Source organism: Bacteroides sp. 1_1_30 (genome assembly GCF_020982715.1).
GTDB classification, from domain to species: Bacteria; Bacteroidota; Bacteroidia; order Bacteroidales; family Bacteroidaceae; genus Bacteroides; species Bacteroides xylanisolvens.
This window is the reverse complement of sequence record NZ_JAJKHN010000029.1, coordinates 59,664-75,433: the sequence shown is the minus strand read 5'-3', so window position 1 is coordinate 75,433 and position 15,770 is coordinate 59,664. Positions and strand designations below refer to the sequence as shown.

Sequence of the window (15,770 nt, the reverse complement as noted above, 5' to 3'; positions counted from 1 at the left end):
TCATAAGAAAATATAGGCACTGACTGAATTAGCTAAATGAGCGGAGAAAAACTTACCACCAAATTTGACGAAGAACCAGATTTTTCATTTTCATTTCTCATATTCTCATAAATAAGACACAAGTGGCAGTAAACTAATAAGATAGGCTATGAGAAATGATTTTAAAACAGGTATTTCTCATAGTTTCTTCGCAAAATAACCCGGATTTTGCTTCATTTCTCATAGTGTCGTGTGCCGGAAGCTGACATTGAATAAATAAAACTATGTATTCCTTTTGCTTGCTTCCATACACAGTGTCTTAGTTCCACATATTGTGGGAAAAGATTCCCTAAGGCTTGGGAAAGTATTCCCTTATTTTGTGGGAAAGTATTCCCGTATATTGAAGGAAAACTTTCCCACAATATATGGGACAATCGAGACCAATGAGCATCTTCAAGCAAAAAGCCACTATTTTATCTAAATAGTAGCTTCATTTCCTGATAAAAATAAGGCAGGCTGAAAGAAAAAAGGAAGAACAAATGGCTTTTGACTATGAGAAATACCCTGAAATACTATGAGAATAAGGCGGCTTTTGAGCCAAAATATGGGAGAACTTATGAGAAATACCGTTTCGAAAAAGTGTTTCTCATAAGATATCTATTTGATTAGCTTTCGTTTATCGAAAAACAATGAGAATATGAGAAATGAAATGAAGAAATCTTTTTCAGGAGAAATAAAAGTAAGTTCATAATGGTGCTGCATTGAATTATTTTTTGGCGGAGTTATTCTAACACTTAATAGTTCAAAAACAGATATTTCTCTGACCAAAAGATAGAACTAATGATGAATTAAAAGTTGCAATTATGGTTTTCTTCCCACAACAAACGGGAAAAGTCAGAAGAATCATGTACATTTGTAATCCGAAAACTAAAAGAACATCGCAATGAAAATATTTCCAAGCAGCAGTATCAAGAAATTGGACGCTTATACCATTGAGAACGAACCTATTGCATCAATCGATCTGATGGAACGTGCAGCAACCGTATTAACAAAAGCCATCACAGACAGATGGAATACGGAAACGCCGGTCACTATCTTTGCCGGACCGGGGAATAATGGCGGAGACGCTCTCGCCGTAGCCCGCATGATGGCTGAAAAAGGATATAAAATCGAGGTATTTCTCTTCAACACGAAAGGAGAACTTTCACCCGACTGCCAGACCAATAAAGAACTGGTAGAAATGATGGAAGAAGTAAAATTCCACGAGATCAGTACCCAATTCGTACCTCCCGCCCTGACGCCCGACCATCTGGTAATCGACGGATTATTCGGTTCAGGCCTGAACAAACCGTTGAGCGGCGGATTCGCTGCCGTAGTGAAATACATCAATTCCTCCCCTGCCATGGTAGTAGCCATCGACATTCCTTCCGGACTGATGGGAGAAGAAAACACATTCAACGTAAAAGCTAATATTATCCGTGCCGACGTAACTTTCAGTCTTCAACTGCCGAAGCTCGCCTTTCTTTTCGCAGAGAACACGGAATTTGTCGGAGAATGGGAAGTGCTGGATATCCAATTGAGCGAAGACGGTATTGAAGAAATGGAGACTAACTACGAAATGTTGGAAATAGAGCAAATCCGTTCACTCATCAAGCCACGCAAACAGTTTGCCCACAAGGGAAACTTCGGCCATGCACTATTGATTGCCGGTTCAAAAGGAATGGCAGGAGCCTCTGTTCTCGCTGCCCGCGCCTGCCTCCGTTCGGGAGTAGGGTTGCTGACTGTCCATGCGCCAATGTGCAACAACGACATCTTGCAAACCTCCATACCCGAAGCAATCGTAGAAACCGACATCAACGAAACCTGTTTTGCCGTACCTACCGACACGGACGACTATCAAGCAGTCGGCATCGGTCCGGGACTGGGACGAAACGAGGAAACGGAAGCTGCCTTGTTGGAACAACTGGAACACTGCCAGACTCCTGTTGTGGTGGATGCCGACGCACTTAATATCCTCGCCAACCACCGTCATGCACTTACCCACCTGCCGAAGGGTTCCATCCTCACCCCGCATCCGAAAGAACTGGAACGTCTGACCGGCAAATGCCAGGACTCTTACGAACGTCTGATGAAGGCTTGCGAATTGGCTCGTGCCGCCCATGTTCACATTATTTTAAAAGGAGCCTACTCCGCCATCATCACCCCAGAAGGTAAATGCTTCTTCAACCCAACCGGAAATCCGGGAATGGCAACCGGAGGTAGCGGTGACGTACTGACCGGAGTAATCCTGGCACTGCTTGCCCAAGGTTACCTCACCGAGGAAGCCGCTAAAATCGGCACTTACATTCACGGATTGGCGGGCGATGTCGCTCAAAAGAAGCAAGGAATGATCGGAATGATCGCAAGCGATATTATCACCTGTCTGCCGACAGCATGGCGACTTGTAAGCGAATAAAAGTTAAGAACTTACCCTTTTTTCAATAACTTCATTAACTTTGTTTTCAAAACCAGTTAAAAAGAACCGAATATGAAAAAGTTGATTATAGCAGCAGGACTACTTATGACAACGTCCGCCTATGCACAAACCGAAGTACTGACAGGGGTTACCCGAGGAAAAGACTATGGAGTGGTTTACAGTCTTCCCAAAACCCAAATAGAACTTGAAATAAAAGCCAACAAAGTCAACTATACTCCGGGAGAATTCAGCAAATATGCTGATCGTTACCTACGACTGACCAACGTCTCCGCCGACCCTGAAGAGTACTGGGAACTGGCTAGCGTAAAAGTGAAATCCGTAGGTGTGCCCAACAGCGAAACTACGTATTTCGTAAAATTGAAGGATAAGACAGTAGCACCGCTCATGGAACTGACAGAGGATGGCATTGTGAAAACGATCAATGTTCCTTACAGCAATAGCAGTGCAGGCAAAAAAGCTGCTCCCGCCCCCGCAGTCCTCCAAAAGAAAGCGAATCCTCGCGAATTCCTGACCGAAGAGATTCTGATGGCTAGTTCTACCGCCAAGATGGCCGAGCTGGTGGCTAAAGAAATCTATAACATCCGCGAAAGCAAAAATGCCTTATTGCGCGGACAAGCTGATAATATGCCTTCAGATGGGGCACAGCTTAAGATTATGCTCGACAATCTGAATGCACAGGAAGAAGCCATGACACAAATGTTCTCCGGCACCTGCAACAAAGAAGAGAGAACATTCACTGTCCGCCTTACCCCTGACAAGGAATTCAACAATGAAGTTGCCTTCCGCTTCTCGAAGAAGTTAGGTGTAGTTGCCAACAATGATTTGGCAGGAACTCCGTTTTATATCAGTCTGAAAGACCTGAAATCGGTCAAGATACCACAGGAAGACGGTAAGAAGAAGAAAGATTTGGATGGAATCGCCTACAACGTACCCGGACAAGCTATGGTTACACTGACCGACGGTAAAAAGAAACTTTACGAAGGTGAGCTTCCTATTACCCAATTCGGTGTGATAGAATATCTGGCTCCGGTTTTGTTCAACAAGAATTCTACCATCAAAGTTTATTTTGATCCGAATACGGGAGGATTGCTCAAAGTGGACAGAGAAGAAGGGAAATAGAAAAACGAGGAAGTGAACTTCTAAAAAACAAAGAATATGGTTGGTGAAGGACATGCATTCGACATGATACGCCGAATAAAAGAGGGACGGGAAGCTTCCCGCCTACGTCGTGAACGTGCTAACGATAAGTTGAAGCATCTAAACCGTGCAAACGAACCTTATCCACTACCCAACACCACCCCCGAAGAAATGGAACGTATCATCCACGACTCGGAGAAAAAGAAAGAGAAAGACAGCAATTATTTTGTTTGGGGAACGCTTATTATCATGGGAGTCCTGATAGCAATTGCCGTCATACTTTGGGCTGTATTTATCAAATAAATAATAATAAGTTCCTATTTATACGACTGGTATCACCAGTTTTATAAATCCATCTTTCTGCATTTGAGAAAGATAAGCCGATACACGCGACTCGTAGCCCTCTTCATTTTGAAAGTGGTCTGCGAGTTTTTCTATAATCTCACGAACATTGCGTTTTCCATCTATCAGTTCCCATACAGCCGTACCGTGTTCTTCCAATTTCACATGAAGTTCTTTCGACATTCCTTTCGGCACAAGGAAGCGTTGCATCCACGGATATTTAAAACGGGGAAAGGAGAGCACAATTGTCTCCCCTTCCCTTTCTGCTGTAATATGTTCACTGCGACAGGGAATGACCTCTAACAGGTTGATTTTCTCTTTGGCAGCCATACTTCTTATTTTTTATTTCAGAGTATTCATACTGATACTCTTCTGTTTACACCTTGATACAAAATTCCTTTGTCACTTTAGGTATTGAATTTCCTAGTTACTTTTGGATATTCGCCTCTTCCAGACCGTATCCCTTCTTCTTGTTCTCTGCCTTTAACATCAAAGCCACAATCAGAGCAAGCACACCAAAGAGAGCAAAAATAGCCATCGGCAACGTGTAGTCATAAGTCTGTGCACCGTCTACTACCGGACCTTTGCAATAAGTATTCAACACCCATCCGATCAACAAAGGAACACCCATCAATCCCCAGTTCTGTACCCAGAAAATCAATGCGTATGCGGTACCCAACTGTTTTTCCGGAATAATCTTCGGAACAGACGGCCACATAGCTGAAGGCACCAACGAGAAGGCAAACCCCAATATAATCATGATGATAGTAGCAAACCACCATATATTCAGTATAGGCAGAGCAAACATCGTATGCACAAAAATAAGCATCACTGATCCGATTATCATCAATGTGGCTCCCTTACCAATACGGTCATAAAGCGAGCCGAACAACGGAGTCAGAATAATCGCACCAATCGGCAACAATCCGGGAATCGTTCCCGCCAACTTCGGATCTACATTATACTTCTGCACCATCAAGTCGGCAGCATACTTGATAAAGGGGAATACAGCCGAGTAGAACAATACACATAGTAATGCAATCAGCCAGAATCCTTTATTGGTAATGATATACACAATATCTTTCATACGGAACGGCTCTTCCGGTTCCAATCCCTCTGCATCCAAAGAAGCATCCAACTTCTTATCATAGAAAGTATAAAGGAAGAAAGCAATCGTACCCACGCACAACATAATCAGACAAAACAGAATCGGAGCAGGAATATTGGTATGGAATGTGCCACTCTCATCCATAGATCCGAAAAAGTCGGCCAAAGGAACCGTAAGCACCATTGCCAGAGTTGTTCCGATACGTGCCGTAGCCATTTCAAGTCCCATAGCCAACGCCATTTCCTTACCCTTGAACCATTTCACGATAATCTTGGAAACTGTGATACCGGCAATTTCCACACCTACACCGAAGATAGCATACCCCAATGCAGCCAGGGTTACCTGTGTTTTGAATCCGAAGAGCATGGCACCTTCCGGAAAAGTAGTAGAAATCGCATAGTATTTCAATCCACAACCAAACACCATCAATAAGCAAGCTCCCATTCCGGTGAAACGAACTCCCATCTTATCCAAAATGATACCACCGAAAATCAGCATCAATAGGAATACATTAAACCACCCGTAAGCGCTTGTGAAGAAACCATAATCAAGACTGTCCCATAGTAGTTCTTTCTCAAGCATGGGTTTTAGAGGAGACATTACGTCGGTGAGGAAATAGCCGCATAGCATAGTAAATGCGACTAATGCTAGAACACTCCATCGGAGTACGGCGGAGTCATTCAATTTCTGTTTCAAATGTTCTGTCATTGTTATATTTAAAAATAGTAGTTAATAATCTTCATACGACCAACAAAGGTAGTTAAATCTCGTTTGTTTCTATCAAAAAGAGATTGTTTTTACAAGAAAAAGTTAAGTGCGGATTACACTGACCACGCGGAAGATTGAAAATCCGTGTAATCTGCGTAATCCGCACTTAAATATCAAAGAAATGCAGCATCCGTCTGCACCTTCCCATTAATGGTTTTACCCCAAAGTCTTACCTGACAACGGAGTGAATTACTCTGCTGCAGGAGCAGGAGTTTCAGTAGCCGGTGCCGGAGTTTCTGTAGCAGGTGCATTGGTAGCAGGAGCTTCAGTTTGCGGCGCAGCCGTACCTGCGGGTAAGTTATACGGGTTAGTCTGTTGTTCTTTCTGTGCCTGTTCCAACACTGCGTCTTTAGCAACAGCAGAGCGAGGAACTACATAAGCAGTAGCAATGCTCATTACCACCATGAAGATAGCTAAGCCCCATGTTGCTTTTTCCAGAAAATCTGTAGTCTTGCGCACGCCCATGATGGCGTTAGATGAAGAGAAACCAGAAGCAAGTCCGCCTCCTTTTGAGTTCTGAATCAGCACGATGAAACACATCAACAAGGCTGCAATAACCATTAAGATAACGAATAATAAGTACATTTTTAGTTATTTTGAATTAGCGTTAATAATCAATTTCTCCAAAAATCTGATTTGGTCTGCAAAGTAAGCATTTTTTTTTGGATATTTCAAGCTTAATTTTTTAATTATTTCAAGAGCTTTTGAATATCGTTGCTGTTTAACATAGATTTTTGCCAAAGTTTCCGTAAAACAGCTGTCATCTTCCTCTTCTTCCTTCATCGTTTCTTCTTCGGTAAGTTCGTCCGAAGAGGTTGGCGAAGATGGCATTTCTTCTCTTAAAGGTTTCTTGCAGAGGGGAGAGTCGCTCTCGCTCTTTTCTATAAAGTCGTCAATCAGTTCGTAGCCTTTGAGTTTGGGCGTTTCTTCGGCCGGCTGTTCCGTGGCCGGAGTCTCCTCCAAAAGATAAGAGGTGTAATCCATCGAATAGTCGAAGCAGGTGCGGGCAGTCACCTCTTCGGGTACTGTAGACAAGAAAGCGTCGATCAATGCTAATGTGCGGTCTACGGACGGTTCGTCTTTCAGCACCTCCGTGAGAGGTACTCCCTTTTTTCGTGCCTGCACATCATAGCGGTCACCTTCAATCAACCGGAACAACTGCCGTCTGTCTGCAATGTAAAGAACTGCTTTCCGCAGTTCTCCACCAAAACTAATATCATGGAGAATATACAGATTCTTCAGATACAGCAGACGAAGTGACTGAAAATACGGATACCTCGCAAGAAGATTGCGCAGTTCGTACAAAGTATCCCTATTCAGCGTCTCGGGATGCTGAATCCATTGTTGAAAGTTAACAGAAGTCATTTATATTACCAGTTTGCTACAGTTGCATTAAAAATTTGGTCGGTGATCTCTTTAGACATTTCAGCAATCAATCCGTCCTGTACGGCAGTCAGCAACTGGCTAGAGTCGTAGGTACGGAACGCAGAAAACTGTTGTTCAAAGTCTTCGGCATGATTGGTGTTGTTGACAAAACGCACATTGACGGTGATAGTCAACTTCGTCTCCGAAGAGTAACCGTCGGCAGATACTGCCTGGTTGTACTGATTGTAACCTGTGATTTCTCCGTCAATCTGCAAGTCAGCATTCTGATTCGGCTTGAGCAGTTGCAGACGGGTCTGCCGGATGAAGATATCTTTCAGGTCTTCATTAAATTTGGTTGCCAACGGAGCATATACATACTCCGACTTGATCGGGAAGTCGGCTATCGAAATGGTCTTTACCTTATCATAATTGATAGACGATCCGTTAAACTTATAGGAAACAGTGCACGCAATGACTACCAACGGCAAGCCGAACAGTAACAAAGGGCGTATTATTTTCTTAATCCAATTCATATTCTTTTATTTTTCTATAAAGTGTACGCTCGGAAATATTCAAGTCCTTGGCCGCACTCTTCCGCTTTCCATGATGCCTCTCAAGTGCTTTGCGTATCATTTCTTTCTCCACTTCATCCAGTGACAAAGGAGATTCTTCTACATATTCTTCCGTGTCTTGTATGTCATCATCATCCTTGCAAACCGTGGGCTGCATGGTGTGAATGATAGCAGGTACCGAAGGTTGATGCGCCGTCACTACCGGAGTAGTAACCACCGTTCCCATTTGTCCTACCTGCCCCACCTGTCCGGCACGTTCCGCCATCAGGTTGTGCACCATCTTCTTCAGCTCCGCCACTTCCTGGCGCATATCGAACAGAACGGAATAAAGAATCTCCCGTTCGCTCTCAAAGCCTTTACTCTCACGCGTTCCCATCAGCGCGGGAAGACGTTGCGTATTTTGTGCGGGAAGATAATTCTGCAAGATAGCAGCAGAGATCTCCCTATTGGTTTCAATGATAGATATTTGCTCGGTGATGTTCTTCAACTGGCGCACATTTCCGGGCCACGGGTAAGCCAACAACTCTTTCTTCGCATCCTCCGTCAACTGAATAGCAGGCATCCGGTATTTCTCTGCAAAGTCTGCGGAAAACTTACGGAACAACAAAAGTACATCGTCACCACGTTCACGCAAAGGCGGTATTTGGATAGGCACCGTATTCAACCGGTAATATAAATCTTCACGGAAACGTCCTTCTGCAATCGCTTGTGTCAGATTGACATTGGTAGCTGCCACAATACGAACATCCGTCTTTTGCACTTTGGACGAACCTACTTTTATAAACTCGCCACTCTCCAACACACGGAGCAAACGCGCCTGGGTAGGCATCGGCAACTCCCCTACTTCATCAAGGAAAATAGTACCACCGTCGGCTTCGCCAAAGTACCCTTTCCGTTCGCCAATCGCACCGGTAAACGCACCCTTCTCATGCCCGAACAGTTCGGAATCAATCGTGCCCTCCGGAATAGCACCACAGTTGACAGCAATATACTGTCCATGCTTCCTCCGGCTATATTGATGAATAATCTGCGGAAAACTTTCTTTTCCGACTCCACTTTCTCCGGTAATCAGCACAGACAAATCGGTAGGAGCTACCTGAATGGCAACATCTATGGCGCGCGACAATGCTTCGGTATTTCCAATAATACCGAAACGCTGTTTCACTTGTTGTATCTCTGCTCTCGTCATCACTCGTTTTTAATCTTCGTCTACTGTATCCAGCTTCAGTTTATCACTATCGTCACGTTTCTCGTAATACTGTTTACGCAACGGATTGGCACGAGCCACTTTTTCCCGCTGACGATTACGGAACACATCGATGGCAACATAGATTGCCTGACGGAAAGAATCTTCACAAGCCACTCCCTTGCCTGCAATATCGTATGCCGTTCCATGAGCCGGAGAAGTACGTACTACCGGCAGGCCTGCCGTATAGTTCACCCCGTCTTCCATAGCCAAGGCCTTGAACGGAGCCAGCCCCTGATCGTGATACATCGCCAGGATACCGTCAAAATGAGTATAATTGCCCGAACCCATAAAGCCGTCGGCCGCATAAGGACCGTAGCAAAGGATTCCTTTTTCTTCCATTTCTTTCATGGCAGGGATAATCACTTCCTGCTCTTCCATTCCCAACAGACCACCGTCTCCGGCATGAGGATTGAGAGAGAGCACCGCAATACGCGGAGCGCCGATACCGAAATCCTGTTTCAGACAACGATGGAATATCATCAGTTTCTCCTGAATCAGTTCTTTGGTAATCGTAGTCGCGATCTCTCTGACAGGGATATGTGTCGTAACCAAAGCCACCCGGAAGTCATTCTTCATCAAAATCATCAATGACTTATCACCATTGCCCAGACGTTCTTCGATATATTCCGTATGTCCGGGGAAGGAGAACTCTTCCGACTGAATCGTATGTTTGTTGATCGGAGCCGTTACGATAACATCTATCAACCCTTCGCGATATTCTTCGATGGCACGTTCCAAGGCCCCCAGCGCAGCTTTACCGGCTTCGGGGTCGGGTTTGGAAAATTCCACTTTCACCTCATCATCCGTACAGTTCACCACGCTCAAACGGTTGTACCCCGCTTCGGTAGCAGAGTTGACAATGCTAAAATTGGCCTGTATATCCAGCGCTTTGCGATGATAAGCCGCTACTTTCGGTGAGCCATAAATGATCGGAGTACATAGTTCCAACATTGTAGGGTCGGAAAATGTCTTAAGAATCACCTCATAGCCCACCCCATTAATATCTCCTTGGGTGATACCTATCCTTATCTTGTTATCTTCCATGTTTTTATTTATTAGTTTGTTCCGCTTCCTTAGATGCCTCTCCCAATGGAATCTGATTCTGCTGAACTTCATTCGGAAGTTTCAGTGTATACAGAGATGCTTCCATCTGGCGTACCAGGTTGCGTTTCATTTTATCAGGTGAATAAACAAATATTTCTGCTGTAATAATTCGTTGGTTTTTCTCGTCCAGACGAGTGTGAGAGACATACGGACCACCCATAAAGTCGCCCTTCATACGCCACAGACCACGTGCTTCCATTGTGTAGCTGTTCTGCACATTGATCGGACGGACATCGGTCAGCAAACTATCGGTCGACATATAAACGCCCTCCTTGAATCCGGGAATATTGGCTTTCATCACGGAGTCACGTTTGTGCACAAAATATTCTTTGGTAAACGTATCCTTGTCAGTGTACGGATAAGAGTACATCACAAAGTTACGGTCGGCAGTACCTGTGTTGGTAGAAGCCCAGAAGAAATCATCCCCGGTCTTTGAATTAGCCAGTTCGGCATCCACCCAGATGTCGCATCCGAACAAACTGTCCACTTTCTGCGAAATGAAATTACTGTGTTTCCCTTCCAGGAACGTAATCTGACGGTTCATCTCCGCACGGGTAAAGAAGTCGACAATCGTCTTTTTGTTCTCTTCCACAAACTTCTCAAACTCTTCTTCGTTCGGAGCCTGGATAGTCAATATCATCTGCGGATTGGCATACACGTCCTTCGCATATTTGAACGAGGCTTTCGTATATATATCCTGTATATCTACAATAATAATGTTACGTATCAACTTCAGCGTAGAATCATAATCTTTCGGCGAAGTATACATAATCCGGAAAGAAGGTTCCGACTGCGGCAAACCGGGCATATCAGCATCGAGCGCATCATGTAAAGCCCTTCCGGCAGCACGATCCCAAACACCGTGATCTACTACAACCAAAAGCTCGTAAGCACGACCACTAGAGGTGTGATTTCCTTTCAGACCACAAGATGCAACGACAAAGGCTACCAAAGCGATGCATAAAATAAAAGAGTACTTTTTCATGATGTTCGGTTTTATATATTAACTTTCATTATTTTTCTCCTGTTTCGCTGTCGACAGCATACCGCAAGCGGCAAAAATATCTTCGCCCCTGGATGAACGGATAGTGGTGAAAAGTCCGTGTGACGTCAGATAATCACGAAAACGGGTCATCGTATCCATATCCGCCCCCTCGAGGTCTACCCCCGGTATGGCATGAAAACGAATCAGATTCACCCTGCAATCCAGCCCGCGAAGAAGTTTCAGCAACTCTTTGGCATAGACCTGCGAATCATTGAGCCCTTTAAAAACAATATATTCAAACGAAAGTCGACGTTGTTTACTAAAATCATAGTTTTTTAACAGTTCCACCATTTCGGTGATTGAAAACGCCTTTTCCGCCGGCATTAATTCAGCACGCTGAACGGTCAGCGGAGAGTGAAGGCTGATGGCAAGGTGGCAGTCATTTTCTTCGATAAAACGCTGCAATCCTTTCCGTAGCCCGACAGTAGAAAGCGTGATACGCTTCGGACTCCATGCGTAACCGTAGGTAGCGGTCAGTAGTTCCAATGCTTTCAATACCTCATCCAGGTTATCGAGCGGCTCGCCCATTCCCATCATTACGACATTAGTCAGTTTATCCCGTTCCGGCAGCGAATGAATCTGGTTTATGATCTGGCTGGCGGTCAGGTTAGCTGTATACCCCTGTTTACCGGTCATACAGAACTTACAGTTCATCTTGCAACCTACTTGTGACGACACGCACAATGTTGCCCGGTCATCATCCGGTATATAAACCGACTCTACAAAATGGTTCTCACCCACTTTATAAAGATACTTCACCGTACCATCTACAGAGCGCATTTCATCTACCGGAGCTTCCGCTCCCACCTCATAGTTCTGCTTGAGCAACTCCCGGTGTTTCAATGACAAATTAGTCATATCATCAATCGAGGCTACCTTCTTTTCGTAAAGCCAGGATGCAATCTGCTTGGCAGCAAAGCCGGGCATACCCAGTCTTTTTGTCAATGATTGAAGCTCTACAAGAGTCATTCCTAAAAGGGGATATTTAGACATTCTTCTTTCTATTGATAGTTTATATCTGCAAATGTAAGGAAATAAAGTCGATTTCCGTATAGCAGGAATGTAAAAGTTAACAAAAAAGGGAAGTATGCCTCCGTTATGATTCAACCACGCTGATATATTGAAGTAGCTTTTGCGCCATTTCAGAATCCTCGCCATTCTTTTTCACTTCATGACCGTACGCCTCACGGAAACAAGCCAGCGCCTCTTCCCGTTCATTACAAAAGCTGTGCAAAACCCCTAGGTTCTGACAAGCCAGAATCGTATCTTCATCCTCCCATCCCAGATATTTCTTTCGCAGTTCAAACTCTCTGAAGAAAGCCTCTTTCGCCATTGGATAATTCTCCAACTTCACATAAGCCTGTGCTTTGTAATAATATACCAGACAGGAAGCATTAAGGTCAGTATCATCGTGAAAATCCAAAGACGTTGCAATACGAATCACGTTATCATAGTCTTTATTCATGTAATACTGCTGCATAATATCACATCTCAATGCCTCGTAGCGGACAGTCAGTTCCGCCAGACGCGGTTTTTCGCTGAAATACATTTCATGCAGAAGAGACTCACGGAAGAATAAAGTAGACGCCTGCTCATCGCCACGTTCATTCATCATCCGCTTGAATTCCCTGCATAGATAATACAACTGTTTATGACAAGCGACGATCTGTTTTTTGCTGTCTATCTGTATAGCAATGTCCAACGCCTGATTCATCAGCATCCATGCTTCATCGTATCGTTTGATATAATAAAGACATTTACCCTGCATACGCAAACATTTAGCCACTCCACCAGACAGTCTGCCATTCAACGACTCGTGCATTTCAGCTACTTTCCGGAATTTCTCGGCAGCACTCTCTTCCTCATCCTTATAGTAATCACAATAAGCCAGATATTCGGAAAGTTCAATGACTTCTGCCTGACTCTTCTCGTCAGCAGAAGCCGCATGATAATCAAGCGCCCTATTCAAATAGGTCACTGCTTCATTGTATTGCTCATTGTAGTAATATGCCAGAGCTAGATTTCGGCAGGTGTTGGCAATCTCCAGTTCCGGAGTCGGTACAATGTTTTCCTGCATCACCAATGCTTTCAGGAAACAGTCGCATGCCGTTTCGTATTCTTCATTACGGGCATACCGGCATCCCTCATTCATCTTCAATACCGACTTGGCAATGAGTGGCATGGCAGCACCTTCCATACTCTTCTCACTCACAGCAGCTGCCGCCTTCGTCAGATGGAAAGAACTGCTCAAGAAAGTAGCCATATCATTAGCAATGACAGGAATTAAAAAAGAATCGATCTCATCAAAGTCCAATTCGGCATAGACTTCAGGCGTAACTTCAGGATTGTCGTTCATGATCGCCTTCCAGCTATCTTCCAACAGAGAACGATTCGTGCGATACAGAATCTCGAAAATCTCCACATCACAAATCCAATCCTTCAATATATCCCATTCTTGCATCTTATAGCATTGATAGGTAATCTCCACTTTATAGCGATACGAATCATGGTAGCAGAACTGTTTCATGCGATAGTTATAATCGGCAAAAGTCAACGGATGGGAAAGAATCTCTTCCTCATCCAGCAAAGCGGAAATAATTTCATGGCGACTATCATCTATACATTCGTCATCTTGAGCGAAATAGCGTTCGATTGCCTCTACCATTTGTGTGTCACCAATGCAATATCGTCCTCCTTTGTTGGTAAGCCAGCTGCTCATTTCCACTCTCAACTGCGACCAAAGTATCTGATTAATGTCTGCCATGCTCTTCACTTCATCTTCGGTAAATCCTTCTAAAGTAAGTGAAAGCATCAGAAGCGTTCTTCCAATCTCTTCGAAACCATAATCAGCCGACAAACGCCGTAACACACTGTCATAGAATTGCCCAACCTCATTGAGCCGGCAATATCCACTCATATATTCATTGAGAGCATCGTACTGACCGAACGAAACCAGCTCGTTGAGCAATACACTTAAACAGCGCGGTTGTTTAGCCAGCACCCACGAAGCAAGAATATCTTCCTGTTGTGCGGACAAAGCCTTGGAGTAAGTAGACAAATACTGCTTTGAGAACGACTTGGCATCCGCCTGTGAAAAACCATTCAACTGGAAATGGGCGTAGCCATTCTGAACAAAGGGCAGGTAGGCAGTGGATGACGCAGAAAAGCTCAACACGACTTTCACGTTCGGGGGAATAGATGCAAATAAAGAAAACAGGGATGCTTCAGTCGGATTCAGATAACTGATGTCATCAATCAACAGAATGATAGGGTATCTTGATGCACCCAACACACTCCACAACTGACTGAACTTTTGGATAGAATTCAAATCTTCTTCAATCTCCTTGAGGTTTCGAAGTGTGTTTCCTGAAAAAGTGTTCAAGCCAGCATCTCCCATCAAAACCGAGTTTTTCACGGTGTCCATGATGGATTTGGCAGTGCTTTGGGTCGAGTCCAGTTCTTTTGAGACTTCCGCCGCGAACAAATTTTCTTCACCCAAAGATTGATGCTTGAGTGCGTTCTGGCATTTGGAAGCTAACATTCTCGCCAACGTTTCCGGATAAGAAGACAATGTAGTACTATCCAAGCGATGATAGATAGGAATCATCGGCATATCATTGTTCACCAAATCGCTCCAATGAGCCAACAAAGCACTCTTGCCAAGACCGCAACCGCCCGTTACCACCAGACACCGCTGTTCATCCGCCGCCAAAAAATCAGCAAACGCGTGATCTGCTTCAGGTATTGGGTGATAATTGAATAAGAGTTCATTGCGCGTCAGTTGTTCTTGCAATGCTTGATTATCTTCAACGGTCAGTACGTCAGGAAACTCCCGTTCAAGCAATTCCGTGAAAGCAGCTTCCACAAGGTTACACAACTGATCGGGCGAATCATACTCTTGCACAGGATAACGATCCTGTTGCAAAATACTCTCTTTCAGACGTTTCAATTTAAGAGACTCCTCTTCAGGGCAAGACAGTTCATCATCTGCCGACTGTTTTATATAAAAATAGGCATGTAACGGATTGGGATTGCGCAGTACACCAAACTGCATTTCAATTTCCGTCACACTCAAATGGTGATTCAAGTCATCTTCTATCCAACGATATTCCAAGCTGTCATTGAGAGTTTGAGATAAATCTTCATAACTGGGACACCATCCATAGCGGTCGCCTACCATACCTATGAAGAAAGGCCGGGAGTTAACGATCTCTTTCAGGCATATTTCAACAACCTTGCCGCTTTTCGCATCTTCTTCTGTGATTCCCCAACGCAAATCAACCAATGAAATGGTGGCACCACGGCTGGCAGCCTTCACTTGCAAACCCTTAAAGAGTTTGACTAATGCAGAACGTTCCATCTCCATGTCTCTGAACGTTGACGAAAGGAATACACGGATAACACGTGAATTTTCAGCGGGAACTGAATACTGGGCTAGTTGTTTAGTCATAATATAGATTCGTATTAGTTAATGAAGTATTTCGCAAAGCCAATTGATAAAGATTGGCAAGATATGGAAATTTAATCAGATAACAAAGACCATAAACAAAAAAAACGAGCACAAAAAAGGCACGGATTACACGGGTTTCGCGGTTCCCTCATAAGTTTAAACCGCGTAAATCCGT

Annotated in this window: 13 protein-coding genes; 3 read left to right on the top strand and 10 right to left on the bottom strand. The window is 44.2% G+C overall.

Annotated features, from left to right (window positions below; genetic code table 11):
- The first annotated feature begins 922 nt into the window (after window positions 1-922).
- The 3 genes from LPH68_RS10685 to LPH68_RS10675 all read left to right on the top strand — a co-directional run bounded on the left by LPH68_RS10685 (window position 923) and on the right by LPH68_RS10675 (window position 3,895).
- Window positions 923-2,434 carry an NAD(P)H-hydrate dehydratase gene (locus tag LPH68_RS10685; protein ID WP_151923886.1) on the top strand — a complete coding sequence of 504 codons (1,512 nt, stop codon included), beginning with the start codon at window positions 923-925 and terminating at the stop codon, window positions 2,432-2,434.
- A 72-nt stretch (window positions 2,435-2,506) separates the two neighbouring features.
- Window positions 2,507-3,574: a DUF4831 family protein gene (locus LPH68_RS10680; RefSeq protein WP_128859577.1), complete on the top strand. Its 1,068-nt coding sequence runs from the start codon at window positions 2,507-2,509 to the stop codon at window positions 3,572-3,574.
- Window positions 3,575-3,610: 36 nt separating this feature from the next.
- Complete coding sequence (locus tag LPH68_RS10675; protein ID WP_004301893.1) at window positions 3,611-3,895, top strand: hypothetical protein; 285 nt, start codon at window positions 3,611-3,613, stop codon at window positions 3,893-3,895.
- A gap of 18 nt (window positions 3,896-3,913) precedes the next feature.
- Here the strand turns inward: LPH68_RS10675 and LPH68_RS10670 are convergent, their stop codons facing one another.
- From LPH68_RS10670 to LPH68_RS10625, 10 genes are all read right to left on the bottom strand, one after another.
- Entirely contained in the window at window positions 3,914-4,264 is a 351-nt protein-coding gene (locus tag LPH68_RS10670; protein WP_004315827.1) for a PqqD family protein, read from the bottom strand.
- A 97-nt stretch (window positions 4,265-4,361) separates the two neighbouring features.
- Complete coding sequence (locus LPH68_RS10665) at window positions 4,362-5,750, bottom strand: MFS transporter (RefSeq protein WP_128859575.1); 1,389 nt, start codon at window positions 5,748-5,750, stop codon at window positions 4,362-4,364.
- Window positions 5,751-5,999: 249 nt separating this feature from the next.
- Complete coding sequence (gene secG / locus LPH68_RS10660) at window positions 6,000-6,395, bottom strand: preprotein translocase subunit SecG (RefSeq protein ID WP_004301890.1); 396 nt, start codon at window positions 6,393-6,395, stop codon at window positions 6,000-6,002.
- 6 nt (window positions 6,396-6,401) lie between these two features.
- The gene (locus LPH68_RS10655) at window positions 6,402-7,175 is read right to left on the bottom strand and encodes a tetratricopeptide repeat protein (RefSeq protein ID WP_151923887.1); all 774 of its coding nucleotides are present in this window, start codon (window positions 7,173-7,175) and stop codon (window positions 6,402-6,404) included.
- A gap of 5 nt (window positions 7,176-7,180) precedes the next feature.
- The gene (gene lptE / locus LPH68_RS10650) at window positions 7,181-7,708 is read right to left on the bottom strand and encodes an LptE family protein (protein ID WP_004309799.1); all 528 of its coding nucleotides are present in this window, start codon (window positions 7,706-7,708) and stop codon (window positions 7,181-7,183) included.
- Window positions 7,695-8,936 (bottom strand): sigma-54-dependent Fis family transcriptional regulator, encoded by a 1,242-nt coding sequence (locus LPH68_RS10645; protein WP_004301887.1) that lies wholly within the window; start codon window positions 8,934-8,936, stop codon window positions 7,695-7,697. Before LPH68_RS10645 ends, lptE begins: the two co-directional genes overlap by 14 nt.
- Before the next feature lie 9 nt (window positions 8,937-8,945).
- Window positions 8,946-10,040 carry a 4-hydroxythreonine-4-phosphate dehydrogenase PdxA gene (gene pdxA / locus LPH68_RS10640; protein WP_004315824.1) on the bottom strand — a complete coding sequence of 365 codons (1,095 nt, stop codon included), beginning with the start codon at window positions 10,038-10,040 and terminating at the stop codon, window positions 8,946-8,948.
- 4 nt (window positions 10,041-10,044) lie between these two features.
- Window positions 10,045-11,085, bottom strand: a complete 1,041-nt coding sequence (locus LPH68_RS10635) for a DUF4837 family protein (RefSeq protein WP_004315823.1) — start codon at window positions 11,083-11,085, stop codon at window positions 10,045-10,047.
- A gap of 18 nt (window positions 11,086-11,103) precedes the next feature.
- On the bottom strand, window positions 11,104-12,138 hold the full coding sequence (gene rlmN, locus LPH68_RS10630; RefSeq protein ID WP_004309803.1) for a 23S rRNA (adenine(2503)-C(2))-methyltransferase RlmN: 1,035 nt from the start codon (window positions 12,136-12,138) through the stop codon (window positions 11,104-11,106).
- Window positions 12,139-12,241: 103 nt separating this feature from the next.
- Window positions 12,242-15,595, bottom strand: coding sequence for a DUF4062 domain-containing protein (locus LPH68_RS10625; RefSeq protein WP_004301883.1), 3,354 nt, complete (start codon window positions 15,593-15,595; stop codon window positions 12,242-12,244).
- Between the last annotated feature and the right edge of the window lie 175 nt (window positions 15,596-15,770).

Bases quoted from the DNA above. Each gene is read 5' to 3' on its own strand.
- LPH68_RS10655 (WP_151923887.1), bottom strand. From the start codon at position 7,175: ATGACTTCTGTTAACTTTCAACAATGGATTCAGCATCCCGAGACGCTG.
- LPH68_RS10680 (WP_128859577.1), top strand. From the start codon at position 2,507: ATGAAAAAGTTGATTATAGCAGCAGGACTACTTATGACAACGTCCGCC.
- LPH68_RS10625 (WP_004301883.1), bottom strand. From the start codon at position 15,595: ATGACTAAACAACTAGCCCAGTATTCAGTTCCCGCTGAAAATTCACGT.
- secG (WP_004301890.1), bottom strand. From the start codon at position 6,395: ATGTACTTATTATTCGTTATCTTAATGGTTATTGCAGCCTTGTTGATG.
- LPH68_RS10670 (WP_004315827.1), bottom strand. From the start codon at position 4,264: ATGGCTGCCAAAGAGAAAATCAACCTGTTAGAGGTCATTCCCTGTCGC.
- pdxA (WP_004315824.1), bottom strand. From the start codon at position 10,040: ATGGAAGATAACAAGATAAGGATAGGTATCACCCAAGGAGATATTAAT.
- lptE (WP_004309799.1), bottom strand. From the start codon at position 7,708: ATGAATTGGATTAAGAAAATAATACGCCCTTTGTTACTGTTCGGCTTG.
- LPH68_RS10685 (WP_151923886.1), top strand. From the start codon at position 923: ATGAAAATATTTCCAAGCAGCAGTATCAAGAAATTGGACGCTTATACC.
- LPH68_RS10645 (WP_004301887.1), bottom strand. From the start codon at position 8,936: ATGACGAGAGCAGAGATACAACAAGTGAAACAGCGTTTCGGTATTATT.
- rlmN (WP_004309803.1), bottom strand. From the start codon at position 12,138: ATGTCTAAATATCCCCTTTTAGGAATGACTCTTGTAGAGCTTCAATCA.
- LPH68_RS10675 (WP_004301893.1), top strand. From the start codon at position 3,611: ATGGTTGGTGAAGGACATGCATTCGACATGATACGCCGAATAAAAGAG.
- LPH68_RS10635 (WP_004315823.1), bottom strand. From the start codon at position 11,085: ATGAAAAAGTACTCTTTTATTTTATGCATCGCTTTGGTAGCCTTTGTC.
- LPH68_RS10665 (WP_128859575.1), bottom strand. From the start codon at position 5,750: ATGACAGAACATTTGAAACAGAAATTGAATGACTCCGCCGTACTCCGA.